Source organism: Myxococcus xanthus (assembly GCF_013116825.1).
In the GTDB taxonomy this organism is placed as follows: Bacteria; Myxococcota; Myxococcia; order Myxococcales; family Myxococcaceae; genus Myxococcus; species Myxococcus xanthus_B.
The window spans coordinates 1-13,744 of the sequence record NZ_JABFNS010000186.1 but is presented as its reverse complement, the minus strand read 5'-3'; the positions used below and the strand labels follow the sequence as shown (position 1 = coordinate 13,744).

The 13,744-nt window shown below is 69.3% G+C and carries 9 protein-coding genes; 2 read left to right on the top strand and 7 right to left on the bottom strand.

Annotated elements, in window-relative coordinates; translation table 11 throughout:
• From HNV26_RS34345 to HNV26_RS34315, 7 genes are all read right to left on the bottom strand, one after another.
• Positions 1-1,008, bottom strand: a 1,008-nt coding sequence (locus HNV26_RS34345; RefSeq protein ID WP_171445107.1) for a type VI secretion system ImpA family N-terminal domain-containing protein, incomplete at its 3' end; no start/stop codon positions are given.
• Between the two features lie 15 nt (positions 1,009-1,023).
• The gene (tagF, locus tag HNV26_RS34340) at positions 1,024-1,956 is read right to left on the bottom strand and encodes a type VI secretion system-associated protein TagF (RefSeq protein ID WP_171445108.1); all 933 of its coding nucleotides are present in this window, start codon (positions 1,954-1,956) and stop codon (positions 1,024-1,026) included.
• Between the two features lies 1 nt (position 1,957).
• A complete protein-coding gene (gene tssM / locus HNV26_RS34335; protein WP_216613007.1) occupies positions 1,958-5,650 on the bottom strand; it encodes a type VI secretion system membrane subunit TssM in 3,693 nt (1,230 codons plus the stop codon).
• The gene (locus HNV26_RS34330) at positions 5,650-6,366 is read right to left on the bottom strand and encodes a DotU family type IV/VI secretion system protein (protein WP_090493012.1); all 717 of its coding nucleotides are present in this window, start codon (positions 6,364-6,366) and stop codon (positions 5,650-5,652) included. The genes tssM and HNV26_RS34330 overlap by 1 nt, the downstream gene beginning before the upstream one ends.
• Before the next feature lie 15 nt (positions 6,367-6,381).
• Positions 6,382-7,749 carry a type VI secretion system baseplate subunit TssK gene (gene tssK / locus HNV26_RS34325; RefSeq protein WP_171445110.1) on the bottom strand — a complete coding sequence of 456 codons (1,368 nt, stop codon included), beginning with the start codon at positions 7,747-7,749 and terminating at the stop codon, positions 6,382-6,384.
• Positions 7,746-8,330 (bottom strand): type VI secretion system lipoprotein TssJ, encoded by a 585-nt coding sequence (gene tssJ, locus HNV26_RS34320; RefSeq protein ID WP_225909366.1) that lies wholly within the window; start codon positions 8,328-8,330, stop codon positions 7,746-7,748. The genes tssK and tssJ overlap by 4 nt, the downstream gene beginning before the upstream one ends.
• 180 nt (positions 8,331-8,510) lie before the next feature.
• Positions 8,511-10,775: a type VI secretion system tip protein TssI/VgrG gene (locus HNV26_RS34315; RefSeq protein ID WP_171445112.1), complete on the bottom strand. Its 2,265-nt coding sequence runs from the start codon at positions 10,773-10,775 to the stop codon at positions 8,511-8,513.
• 230 nt (positions 10,776-11,005) lie between these two features.
• On the opposite strand from HNV26_RS34315, the gene HNV26_RS34310 reads away from it, so the two are divergent.
• Together HNV26_RS34310 and agmC are read left to right on the top strand one after the other, a co-directional pair.
• Positions 11,006-12,853 (top strand): OmpA family protein, encoded by a 1,848-nt coding sequence (locus tag HNV26_RS34310; RefSeq protein ID WP_171445113.1) that lies wholly within the window; start codon positions 11,006-11,008, stop codon positions 12,851-12,853.
• 27 nt (positions 12,854-12,880) lie between these two features.
• A partial coding sequence (agmC, locus tag HNV26_RS34305) for an adventurous gliding motility protein AgmC (RefSeq protein WP_436410072.1) occupies positions 12,881-13,744 on the top strand: 864 nt, incomplete at its 3' end.

The window sequence follows — 13,744 nt, the reverse complement described above, 5'->3', positions numbered from 1 at the left end:
GCGCGGTGGGGCGGGTGTGCCGTTCGCGGAGGCGCCGCCCTGGTTGGCTGCGCTGGCTTTGGCGGTGTCCTGAGCGGTGCCGCTTTTCGCCGGGGTGGGGGCGCTCTTCGCCGTGGGATTGCCCTGGGCGGTGTTGCCTTTACCCGGGGCGGCGCTGTTTCCAGCACCATTGGCTTGAGCTGGTTTGTCTTTGGCGCTGGCATTGCCCGCCTCCCGAGCGGCTCGGTTGCCATTGCCGTTCGTGGGCGTCTCAGCGTTGTCCGGAGGCGCTCCTGGCCGCGTGGCATGCGCGGAGACCGCCGCGCGCACGGCGGTCTCTCCGGCCTCGCCGGACGGGGTGTCCGCGCCCTGGGACGGCGCAAGCCCATCTACCGGCGGCTGCGAGGCGTCCGCGTCCTCCGAGGACGCGGTGCGTCCATCCGGGACGCTCGCGGGTTCGGGCTCGGGGAGTCCGGCGCGGAGCCGGGCGATGGCGTCCTGGAGCGGCCCGAACGCGGGGGCCATGTCGGAGAACCGCTCGCGTGAGAGCTGGGCCAGGCGCTTCACCGCGACCGCCAGCGCGTCCAGGGGCTCCGCGCTCACGGAGGCCTGGTCCACGGTGGGGAGGATGCGGCCCAGCCGGTCCACGAACCAGGCCACGGCGTTGGCCCGGCCGCGCAGCCGCTTCGCCTCCGGGAAGAGGTCCTGCCAGTAGCGCTCCGTCACCTCGGCGAGCACCGCCGTGCCGGTGGCCGCGCCGTCCAGGCCTCGCGTGGCATACAGGCCATAGGCCATGTACGAGGCGAGCCAGAGGTCCTTGGTGGTGTGCTTCAGCAGCTCGCCGGCGCCCTCGACGACGTCATCCCAGCGCACGGCGTTGCTGGCCGGAGACTCCAACTTCGCGACTTCCAGCGCGACGGCCTCGTATGCGGGCTCGTGCTTCGCCTGCACGCCGGCCGGGGACGCCCCCGGCACGGGCTCGGCCCAGGGGAGGGCACGTTCGCGAAGCTGTTCCAGGGTGGGAGGCATAGGCAGGGTGGGGCTTCAGCGCGAAAGCGTCTGCAACAGCTGTTCCAGGGTGGTGGACGGCGCGTCGATGACCTGTCGCGCCGAGGCCGTGAGGCCCTTGCGCGCGTTGTCGATGGCGGCGGGGCGCTCAGTGCGCAGCGGCCACACCTGGGCGCCCGGACGGCTGGGCTGGGCCAGCGCGAGGAAGAGGGCAGGGGAGGCCGCTCCCAGGCTGATGAGCAGCCGGGGCTTCTCGCCCTCGGACCAGAAGAAGGCCGGCGGCTGGTGCGTCCACTTGAGCAGCCGCGAGGACAGCTCCAGCCAGGCCACGGGGCCCACGCGCGTGGTCAGCGGACAGTCCAGGGTGACGCCAGCCGGTGACTGCTCCTTGCCGCGCTCGCCCGCGCACGCGGTGAGGAAGGTGTGCAGCGCGTAGTAACGCCCACCTTCCGGCGTGCCCTCCACCACCGGGCCCAGCAGGTCCACGGTGTGGTGGTCCGCCAGCACGGCGTTGAGCAGCCGCTTCGCGAGGCTGTAGTCCCCCGGCCCCGGCAGGGGCAGCGCCGCCACGCGCTCCAGCAGTTGTGGCACCTCCAGCTCCGCGGCGGACTGGGCCAGCGCACCGGCGGCGCGCAGGAAGGGCTGGTACGCCTCTGGCGTCAACGCGAGCCGCGAGGCCGTCTCCGCCGAGGACACCTCGGTGAAGATGGCCAGCGGGAATGTCCGGCCCACGCTGTCCTGGCTGGGGGCCATCAACCCCACCAGCGCCTGCTTCTGGCCGGGCGCGGTGAAGACGAAACAGACGGGCTCGGCGGGCAGGTCCACCCGGGCTCTTCGCGAACGCTCCACGCCCGCTTCCATCCAGCCGTAGAGCTGGAGGGCCAGCGGGGTGGCCGCGTTGTGGCGGATGAACTCGGCCTGTCGGGGCGTCTTGCCCAGCAGGCCGATGCGCGGCGACTGCACTGCCATGTCAATGAACTCCATCCGCCGCGAGGGCCTGCGGCGCGCACTCGCCTTTGCGAGCGATGCTCGTCGGTGGCTGCAACCCCGGGTCCCGGAAGATGGCCAGCAGCTTGGACGTGTTGCCCGACATCCCGAAGAACGGGTTGGCGGTGCGCTCCGGACGGAAGTCGATGGAGACCAGCGCGCCGTTCATCTCCTCGATTTCCCACGTCGCGGTGAAGTAGCGGCCGTCCGCGCTGGGCTCGATGCGCTTGACGCGCTCCAGCAGGCGGAACAGGCCCCAGTCACCCTCGGCCTCCAGCGTCGTCTCCGTGGAGCCATCCGCGCTCTGCACGGTGATGCGGGCGCCGAGCTTGCCCGCCTGACCGGGCCAGATCATCGGCTTCCACACCGTGTCCGGGCCGTTGCGGTACGTCTCGTCCGTCCCGTCGAGCGTCAGGGTGATGGATGAAATCTGCGACGCCATGCCGTCCGCGGAGACGCCCGGGCGCAGGCGCACCTGGAAGCGGACCAGCGGGTCCACCGTGTCGCCGCCAGGGAAGAGCGTGGTGGAGAGCGCGCCCGTCTTCTCCAGGAAGCCGAGCAGGTCAGGCCGGTACATGACCCCGCCCGACGAGGTGAACTCCCACCGGCGTCCGGTGGCCACCACGTCCTCCAGGAGCTGCTCCTTGACGAACTTGCGCACCAGGCCGCCTTCGGGGCGCAGGAACTCCGCGACCTCGGGCAGCGGCGCGTCCGCCTGCGACGCGCGGTCGAACGGGTACTTGCCCTTGAAGGCGCTGCTCCACGCCGTCACCACCTGGTCCTGCCACAGCTTGCTCTTGTTGCAGGCCACGCCCACGAACACCACCGAGCGCATCTCCTGGAACGGCGGCAGCAGCAGCCGCTCGAAGATGGCGACGTTGTCCGTCTGCTTGCGGACCATCATCTCCACGTTGTTGCGGGTGGACTCAATCTTGTCCAGCAGCAGGCCGGACTCGGCCGGCTTGTCCTTCACCGCCAGCAGCGTCGTCTGGACGGTGGCCAGCTGGTCCTCGTACGAATCCAGCGCCGTCAGGGACTCCTCGCCGTCCTCCGTCTTGGAGGTCTCCGTGGCGAAGCGGATGAGCGAGCCGAACTCGCGCTCCAGGTCGCGGGCCGTGACTTCCTGGGCGCCGGAAGGTGAGTTGGCGTTCAGCAGCTCGCGCTTCTGCGGCACGTCCTTCCCGGGCTCCGAGCCGAACAGCTTCCCCGCCTTGGCCAGGAAGCCCGTTTCGGCCTCCGCCGCCTTGGCGTCGCGCTTGTCGAGCACCACGTTGTACGTGAGCGCGCGGAACAGGCGCCCGTAGGGCTTGGGCTTGCCGCGCGTCAGGTTCGTCAGCAGGCTCTCCATCTGCGTCAGGTTCTCCGGGGCCTGCACGCGGATGGAGCCGAGGAAGTCCTTCCACTCCTGGGTGTAGGCCTCGAAGTAGCGGGTGCGCAGCTCGCGCCGCGAGCTCACCGTGTCCACCTTCTCATCGCGGTCCAGCACCCACGACTGCTGGTCCTGGAAGGCCAGGTCCAGCCGCTCGCGGATGACGTCGTCGTAGGCCTTGCGCGTGAAGGCGCCCCGCACGCGCGAGGTGGCGCTCATCTGCGGCACCGAGCCCACGAGCTGCTCCAGCGTCACGTCCGGGTACGCGCCGCTCATGTTGGCCACCAGCTGCGCCAGCTCCAGCCGCACCAGGGGCACGTTGTTGAGCGAGCGGCGCGCCGACTGCACCACGCCGGTGACGCGGCCGAAGGCGATGCGCTGCTCGCGCGCCGGCTTCTGCTCCTCGGGGAGCATCTGCTCGTTGGCGAGCATCAGCAGGAACGTCTCCGCGTGGTTCGCCACGGCCCGCTCGTCCACCGCGTCGCCCCGCACGCGCTTCCAGTGCTTGACGATCTCGTCCTGGAGCCACTTGCGCTGCAGCTCGTCCAGCTCCGGCTCGCGCGGGTCTCGGGGCGTGGTCACCAGCAGGTACATCTTCAAGTCGTCGAAGTACTGGCGGTACGCGTCGAAGTGCTTGCTGTAGTCCTCGTCGCTGCGCACCGTCAGCAGGTCCGGGTTCTTCCCGAAGTTGTCCAGGCGCTGCTGGATGAGCTCGAACTGCTTGCCGAGCAGCACCCGGCGCAGCGCCGCGTTGTAGAACTGGCGCGCCTGCGGCAGCAGCTTCTGGCCCTGGTAGAGGCCGAAGCGCATGAACACCGGGGCGCTGCCTTCCTCGTACTCCGTCAGCTCCTGGAGCCGGTTGCGCAGCGGAATCAGGTCCTCGACGCGGCGGATGTCGTCACGCGGGTCCAGATTCACGCTGGTGATGGCCTCGGTGACGGCCTCCGCCATGTTGCGGTTCTTGAAGAAGGACACCGTGGGCAGCGACAGCAGCAGCACCGTGGCGGCGGAGGCCGCGCTGGCCAAAATCATCCGCTGGCGGCGCACCCGCGCTTCCTCCAGCGAGCTGCGCACGGCCACCTGCTGGTCCTGGAACATCACCTTGGTGAAGACGTCCCAGAGGAAGTAGCTGCGGCCGTCCGTGGCGCCATCCGTCTGCGCCCGGCCATTGGTGCTGCCGAAGATCTCCGCTGCGGACGGGGACACCTTGTCCACCGGGCGCAGCTCCTGCGTGCCGCTGTTGAAGTACAGGCCGCGGAAGACAGGCGTGTCCTGGAACACGTTCTCCAGGAAGAGCGGCTGGAGGAACTCCGCCAGGTTCTTCCGGAGCGCGTCGAACTTCTGCGGGAAGCCGTAGATCTTCTCGCGCGTCTCCAGCCGGCGCTCCTGACCCAGCCGGCGCAGCGAGCGCTGCTCCAGCACGGAGAGCATCTGGTCGAAGCGCTCGCGGAACAGGTCCGTGCTCGCCTCGCGCTGCTGCTCCAGCGGCACGGTGAAGCCCCAGATCTGCCCGCGCTCCACGCGCGACAGGTCGGAGAACATCTCCACGAAGCCGGGCAGCAGGTCGCACTTGGTGATCATCACGTACACCGGCACCAGCATCTTCAGCCGGGTCGTGATTTCATCCAGGCGCTCGCGGATGGTCTGCCCCATCTCCCCCACGGCCTGCGGGTCCGCGTTCAGCAGCTCGCTGACGCTGATGGCCACGATGAGGCCGTTGATGGGACGGCTGGGGCGGTGCTTCGCCACCGTGTCCAGGAAGGCCAGCCACTCCGGCCGGTCCTCCTCCGCGCTGGTGTAGCGGCCGGCCGTGTCCAGCAGCACGGCCTCGTTGGTCAGCCACCAGTCGCAGTTGCGCGTGCCGCCCACGCCGCGCACGCCGCCGCGCGCGGAGAGGTACGGGAACTTCAGCCCGGAGTTGCGCAGCGCGGTGCTCTTGCCGGCGCCCGGAGGACCGACGATGAGGTACCAGGGCAACACCGCCAGCGCGTCCTTGCCACCGCGCGCCAGCTTGGAGGCCTTCAGCGCCTCCACCGCCTTGGTGAACTCCGACTGCATGGCCTTGATTTCAGGCTGCAGGTCCGGCCGCACGGTGGTGGCCTGCTCATCCGCCTGCGCCGCCAGCGCGCCCTCCAGCTTCTTGGCGGCGGCGCGCGCGCGGATGCGCTTGACCAGCCACACCACGCCGGCGGCCAGCAGGCCCGCGAGCGCGGCGACGATGGCCGCCTGCTGCATGGAGAGGCCCAGGTAGGTCATCAGGGCGAACATCGGCGCGCCGATGCCCAACAGCGGTAACAGGTACGCCATCACTGCGCCCCTCCCGCTGCCTGCGTCTGGCTGGCGCTCGTCGCCGTGTTGCGGGCCGCGTGGACCTCGATGCGGCTTCTCAGCTCACCGACCTTATCGTTGAGGAAGAACTGCAGCACGCCGTAGAACAGGACGGCCACCGCGAGCGCTCCGGCGGAGATGCCCACCATCGACGCCTTCTTTCGCTTGGAGAGCAGCGATTCGGTGGGCCGGTCCCCGTGCGGCGACAACACGTCGAAGTCGAAGGGCCGCGCGCGCTCCAGGTCCTTCTGCACCGTGTCGATGAGCGTCATCAGCTCCAGCTCGCCGCCGCGGATGCGGTAGCGGCCCTGGAAGCCGAAGAGCATGCACAGGTAGTAGACCTGCAGCACCTCGTGCCGGTGCGGGTCCTTTCGCACGGTGTTGAGGCGCGCGAAGAAGCCGTCGCCGGCGACGTTCTCGTTGAAGTAGTGGAGCTGGAGGGGCATCCAGAGCTGTCGGTACTCCTCCGGGCGGCCCAGGACGACCTCGTCGATGAGCGCCACCAGCGCGTAGGCCATGTCCTGGGCGTCCTGATGGCTGAAGCCCAGCACGGCGGCGCGGCGCAGCGTTTCGTCCACCACGCCACGCAGGCGGTGGTGCAGCGTCTCGGGCGGGGGCACCGCCGAGGCTTCGGAGCCGCGCAGCTGGATGGCGGCGTCGAAACAGTCCTTCGTGGCTTCGGTGACTCGGTCCATGGGCGGCTCGGGGCGTCAGCGATTGGCGGTGGGAACCGCGAGCAGTTCCACGGTCGTTCGGCTCGCGTCGAACGGCTGCGGGAGGTAGATGGCGAGGTTGCGGTCCCGCATCACGTTCCTCCAGTAGCCGTCATTCATGGAGAGGCTGAAGTAGACGGTGCCCGGCTGCACGGGGACTTCGGGCGGCGGCCGGTACGTCACCGCCAGCGGCACGCCGGGCGCGGCGGCCTGCACCAGCGCGCGGATGTCCTCCCAGGCGGCCACCTTCGACAGCTTGGGGAGCTGCTCGGCCACCACGCGCTCCGGCAGCTCGCTGCGCACCGCGAGGATGAAGTGGCCGCAGCGCTCCAGCCGGTCGTCCTCCAGCCGGCCGCGGAACATGCCGTCTGTGCCCGCCGTCAGGTCCACCGACAGGCACTGCTCCAGCGCCACCGAGCGCATCAGCTCGGAGAGGCGGCGGAACAGCTCCTCGAAGGTGGCGCGCAGGTTGGTGAACTGGAAGGTGGGCAGCGTGGACGGGTCCGCGCTGACGGAGAAGGTGCACAACTGCCCCGCGCACTGCGCCAGCGCCAGGTACAAGTCCCTGGGCCGCAGGTTGCCCGCGTCCAGCGCGTGCTGGAGGAAGGGGATGGTGCCGTTGAGCGCGTTGAGCTCCAGGAAGAGCGTCACGTCGCCCGCGGTGAACTCCAGCGCTGAGGCGTCCCGGTGCCGCCGCCGCGAGGACAGCTGCCGCTGCTTGGACACCAGCAGCCGCAACATCGTCCGCAGCTCGTTCATGATGAACGGGGACGCGTCGATGCGCAGGCACGGCGGGATGAAGGACTCCACCAGCATCAGGTTGCCGGAGCGGTCGCGCGACAGCTCGCACAGCTTGATGGACTCGAAGTCGTCGCGCGGCTCGGTGCCGAACAGCAGCCGCACGTTGCGCTGACCGAAGGCCACCTGCGAGATGGAGGTGGAGGCCGTCAAATCACTGACGGGGCGGGAGGCGGGCGTGTAGCGCGGGCTGCTGCCCAGCCGCTCCCCGCTGCCGAAGCTCTCCACGCCGCTGCGCTCGCGCGGAACGCCCAGGTACACGTCCAGGGTGCGCTGGGCGGGCGGGAAGTAGGCATCCGCGGGCCGCGCGGGCGGCGCCTCCGCGTCTCCGGACTCGAAGGAGACCGGCAGCCCGTCGGGGAGGATGCCGGTGAAGTGGGTCAGCTGCACCTGGCCGGCGCGCAGCGCCTCCATGTCGAACTCCAGGGCCACGACGCCCCAGGGATACGGTTCGAGCGAGGCCAGCCGCTGATCCAGCAGTTGCTCGTGGTAGAGGTCCTGCTGCTGGAGGTGGTGGGGGCTCATGAACATGCCCTCCGACCACACGACTCGCTGCACGGACTTCATACACCTCTCCGCGGCGACACGCCGTCGCCTGCTTGGGGTTGGAGTCGAGGCTCCGGCGCCTGCGTCATGGGCCGGAACATCAGGTCAATCTGATAGCCTTGCAGCCGGTAGCGGAAGACCTCGTCCCCCGGCTTCGGGTCGCCCTGGTCACCCGCGGGGCGCTCCACGCAGCGCGCTTCCTCCACCACGGGGAGCGCCGCCACCGTCCGCCACGAATAGCCCAGCGGCTGCCGGAAGTGCCCCATGGCCAGGACGAAGCGGGCCTTCGGATCACGCTGCACCCAGCGCTTCACCTGGCGGCCGGGCGGAATCACCAGCTCGGCCACCTGGAGCAGGTCCTCCTTGAGGAACTCCTCCGGCTTGCCCCACAGGTCCTTGAAGCCCGCGCGCTCCAGCCGGACGCTGTCCTTGAGCTGGACGATCTGCACCACGGTGGGCAGTGAGCGCCCGCGCGCGTCGGGATTGAGCTGCTCCGACGCATCCACCACCACCTGGAACGGCGGCGGCGTCTCACACGCCTGGGGCACACGCTTCACGCAGCCCGCGCTCCCGCTCAAGGCGGCCGCGAGCGCGATGACCACACCCCACCGGAGGTTCCGGCCGGCATTCCGCACCCGACCGGCGCCTGTGTGTCCTAGCGCCAAGATTCGTATTCCTTGAAAGAACGCACGGGTCCTTACAACTTCCGTGCGAAGCGTAAACTGCCAGACAGGGCGGACAGGATTCAAGCCACCCCCCAGATGGCGGTTCCCTTCCTGCTCCTAATTCTCGGAAATCTTGGAGCCCTTGATGACGACGTCGCCCGTCGCGGTGACCTCGATCTTGGCGCCCTTGATGACCACGTCCCCGTTCTTCTTCACCTGGAGCGTGGCGGAGCCGACCTTCAGGGTGAACTGCTCCTGGGCAACCAGTGAGATTTCCTTGGCGGACAGTGTGTAGGCGTCCTTGGCGGCGTGGTTCACCTTGCCGGCCACGCTGACCAGCATGTCCTTGTCCACCTTGAGCGTGCGGGACTTCCCCACCTCTTCGGAGAGGTCCCCGCCCACCTGGAGCGTGCGGGCGCCCTTGACCGTCTCGGACTTCTTGGCGCCGACGACCTCCACCTTGGCGCCGCCCACCTGTTCGGACTTGAGGCCGCCCACCAGCTCGTTGAAGGCGGCGCCCACGGTGACGGCGAGCGCGCCGCCCACGTTGAGCATCTTCCCCAGGGCCACCGTCTCCGCGGAGGCCATGGCCACCGTGAGGGCCTGGTTGCCGCTGACGCTGATGGACTGGTCTCCGGCCACCGCTTCGGTGTGGTTGCCGCCCACGGTGGTGGAGCGGTTCTGCGTGACGGCCAGCGTCTGGTTGCCGGTGACGGTGCTGTCGTCGTTCTTCTTCACCAGCAGGGCCTGGTTGCCCTCGATGACGCGGGAGCGGTCCTTGCGCACCAGCAACGTCTCGTTGCCGCGGACCTCCTGCGTCTTGTCGTTCTCCACGACGATGTTGAAGTCCTTCTGCGCGTGCAGATAGACGAGCTCGCTGCCGGCCGCGTCCTCGAAGCGCAGCTCGTTGGAGCCCGCGCCGCCGGGGCTGGAGCTGGAGCGCAGCGTGCTCTGCGTCTTGTTGCCGGGCAGGTCGATGGGGGTCGGATTCGCCCCGTTGTAGACGCTGCCGGTGACGATGGGCCGGTCCGGGTCGCCCTCGAGGAACTCGACGACGACCTCATGGCCGATGCGCGGCAGGTACAGGGCGCCCCAGCCCGGGCCCGCCCAGGCCTGGCTGACGCGGATCCAGCAGGAGCTCTTGTCGTTGTTCTTGCCCTCGCGGTCCCAGTGGAACTGGACCTTGATGCGGCCGTGCTCGTCGGTGTGGATCTCCTCGCCGCTGGGGCCCACCACGATGGCCGTCTGCGCGCCCGGAATCACCGGACGGGGCGTCACGCGCGGCGGGCGGAAGGGCACCTCCGCGGGCTGACAGAGGAACTCGTTGCGGTAGTCCTCCCGGCTGCGCAGCGAGCCCTGCTCGATGCTCAGCGCCTCCGACTGGTGGCCCAGGTGCCGCACGGAGACGGGCAGGTACTTGCGGTTGGCGGCCTCGTCCGGGTGGTCCGCCAGTTCGAAGGAGTGGCCCACGCAGATGCGGCGGCTGTAGCTGGCGCCCGTCACTGTCTCCGCCCGAGCGCGCAGCTCCTCGAGGCGCACCTTCGCCAGGTTGCGGCCAGGCGCGGGCTCTTCATAGCGGCCGGGGTAGTCGTAGATTTCGAGCGCGGCCTCGCCGTCCTCCGCCTCGGAGCTGGCACCCAGGTCCTGGGCGGGGCGCAGGAAGTTGTAGTCGCGCAGGGCCACCGCGCCGGGCTGCACCTCCATGCGGGAGACCAGCTCGTGGACGTACTCCTGCGAGGCGACCATCTGGCTGCGCTCGCGGAAGACGAGCTTGGATTCACCCTGCATCTCGGGATTGGCGGAGGCGCCGTCGCCAATCACCATCATGTGGGCGTCCTCGCCGTGCTCGAAGAAGTAGAAGATGCCTTCTTCCTCCAGGAGGCGGGACACGAAGTCGAGGTCGGACTCACGGTACTGCACGCAGTAGTCGCGCTTGGGGTACGTGCCGGTGAGCGCCAGCCGGTGCTCCACCTTGGCCTCGTCCAGCACCTTGTGGACGATGTCCGGGACGGTCATCTCCTGGTAGATGCGGCTCTTGCGGCGGTGGCGGAGCGTCCACAGCCGCGGCACCACGGTGGCGCGGTAGCGGCGGCGCTCCGGGCCACTGCCTTCATCCCACCGTGACATCCGTGACACGATGCCGTGGAAGAAGCGCGCCGTGCCGTCTCCGAGCATGATGGTGAGCCGGGCGTCCTGACCCAGCAGCGCCTTCTCATCCACGTCCACGTCCGGCCGGGCGGCCAGCGCCACCTCCACCGCGTAGGGCTGGGACAGCGTCTCCTCGGCTTCAAATCCAAGGACGGCCAGCTCTCCGGCGGTGAAGGAACCTGCCTGGAACTCGAACTCAGCCTGGTTGGCTTTCAAGGCGGCGTTCGCGATCATCCACAGTCCCCCAGCGCGGGGCCTCGTCCATGGGATTGGGCCCGTTTGTGGTGCGGCAGCATGCCACGAATTGGCGTACCAGGGGGGGCTGACGCGAAATTTTCATTGCGGACGTGCGCTGACGCTGGGGCCACCCCATTCCGGGTCGGACTTCGGTGTAGAGTGGAAAAGGGGGGCTGGCTTGAAACTGCGGGTCTTCCCGGGGTACCCAGACGGCTTCGGGGAGAACCATGAGAAGAAAAGAGCTCCTGCACCGCGGGCTCGCGCTGGCACTCGCGCTGACGTCCTTGTCCGCGGGGGCGCAGGACGCACCCGTGTTGCGAGGCTTCGACCTGGAGCGCCTGGAGCTGAATCCCGGCGCGGAGGGGTCGCTCCTCGTCGGCATGGGCGAGCTGCTTCCGGTGGGGGCGTTCCGCGCGACGGTGATGATGCACTACGCGCATCAGCCGCTCGTCTACATGGACAACCTCATTCGCGAGCAGCCCGAGGTGGCCATCGTCTCTGGGCGCACCACGGCGCATCTGGCCGCCGCGTATGCCCCATTGGACTGGCTTCAGGTGGGCTTGCAGGTTCCCATGGTGGCGTTCCAGGGCGGCGACGACGTTGGCATGGCGCGTTATGGGATTGCCGTGCCCGCCAGTCAGGCGCTGTCCACGCCGGTGGTGAGCGCGCGCTTCGGCTTGCTGAGGCAGACGGAAGCGGGTGGGGTGGACCTGGCCTTGGATGTGGCGGCGGGGCTGCCACTGGGCAGCGAGGGGGCCTTTGCCCGCGATGATGGCGGGCTCCGCTTGTCGCCGCGGGTGATGGTGGGGCGGCACTTCGGCTTCATCCGCGCGGGCCTGGAGGTTGGCTATCTGCAGCGCCCGCGCGTGCTGCTGACGGACCGCACGGGCGAAACCGAGGATGAGGTGGGCCAGGAGCTGCGCCTGGGCGTGGCGTTGGCCACGACGGGCAAGCGGCTGCGCTGGGAGCTCAACGTCCGGGGCATGCTGCCGCTGACGGAACAGCCGACCTCGGTGGAGTTGCTTCCTGGCGCTCGCTACCTGGTGGGCTCGTCGCTGGAGATGTTCGCGCTGGCGGGCGTGGGCGTGGGTGCGGCGCCCGGCACGCCGCTGTTCCGGCTGATGGTGGGCGGGGCTTTCGGCAACGTGACGCCGCCGCGGGGCCCGGGCGAGTCCTCGGTCCGGTGTGAGATGGGGCTGCCGCCCGAGGCGAAGATCCAAGAGTGCCCGGACATGGATGAGGACGGCGACGGCGTGCGTAACGCCGACGACAAGTGCCCGCTGGTGCCGGGAGACGTGGCGCGCCAGGGCTGCTCGGCGCAGGACACGGATGGTGACGGAATCGAAGACATGTTGGACGGCTGCCCGTTGGAGCACGGTCCCGCCGCGCGCCAGGGCTGCCCGATTCCGGACCAGGACGGAGACGAGGTCCCCGACGAAATCGACAGTTGCCCGTCGGACCCGGGGCCCGCGGACAACCGGGGCTGCCCGGTGCGGGACACGGACGGCGACGGCATCGACAACGACAAGGACGAGTGCCCGAACGAGGCCGGTCCCATCGAGCGCAATGGCTGCCCGGAGTCGGACACGGACAAGGATGGCGTGCCCAACCGCGCGGACAGCTGTGTGAATGAGCCGGGGGACGCCAAGAACCTGGGCTGCCCGCTGCACATCCTGCCGCTGGTGGAGATTCGTCCGGACCGCCTGGTGGTGATGGGCAAGGTCTTCTTCGAGCCGACGCAGGCACGCATCCAGAAGCGCTCCTATGAATTGCTGGATTGGGTGGCGCGCGTCATCCGGGAGCACCCGGAGATTCCGCTCGTCGTGGTGGGCGCGCACACGGACGACCGGGGCTTCCCGGACGACAACCGCCGCCTGTCGCAGGGGCGTGCGGAGGCCGTGCGCCAGTACCTCATCGGCCGGGACATCGCGCCCGAGCGGCTGAAGGCCCTGGGCTATGGCCAGGAGCGCCCCATCGACAGCAACGCGACGTCGAATGGCCGTGAGAACAACCGCCGCGTGGAGTTCCTGCTGGCGGATCCACAGCAAGACAAGTCCGAGCGCGGTCAGCGCTGACGTGTGCCTCCGCGGAGAACCATCTCGATGAGAACGAATGCTCTGACGAAGGTGCTGATGGTGGCAGTGGGGCTCTGGGCCCTGCCGGCCCTGCCGGGCCCGGATATCTATCTGGTGGGCACTGGACAGGATGGCGCCAGGAGCATCACCAACACGAATGGTGGCACGGTCATCAACAACTACGCCCAGGTCCTGGAGCCGCTGGCGCCAGGGGACACGACCATCCGAACGTCGCGGGCCACCGACACGTCAACGACACCTGCCATCCCTGACTTCAACGGCCCTGTGGGAAGCGGCGACGCCCACGGTGACCTGGTGATGATCATCCAGACGACCGGTCTGGTCCCCGCGGCGCCCGCTGGCAGCGAAGCTCGCATCAACCTCGAGGGAGGCGCGGTGGGGCGGTGGGAGCTGGCGCGAATCACGAGCGTCGACCGCAGCATGCCGGGGGAGCTCACGCTGACGTTGGACCGGCCCCTGAAGTACTCCTACGCCGCGGAAGTGACCCAGGTTGTTCGCGTGCCGGAGTACACGACGCTGTCGCTCGCTGTGAGCGCGGAGGTTCGTGCTCGGGCCTGGGATCCCGAAACGTATACGGGAGGCGTGCTGGCCTTCCTGGCGACGGGCAACGTGACGCTGGCGAATGGGAGCCGCCTGAGTGCGAAGGGCGCCGGCTTTCGTGGCGGAACGTACGCCCGGGATACGGCGAACAATAGTGAAAACGAGCCCCTCATGGGGTGCCCCGCGAGCGGGCGGCCTGATTCGACGCGAGCGTTGAGCGGTGAGGGCTTGAACGCCGCCACGAATGCACCTCGTGGGGTGGACAATGTCGCCAATGGCGGCGGCGGTGGCGTCTGTCTGCGAGCGGGGGGCGGTGGTGGTGGCAATGGG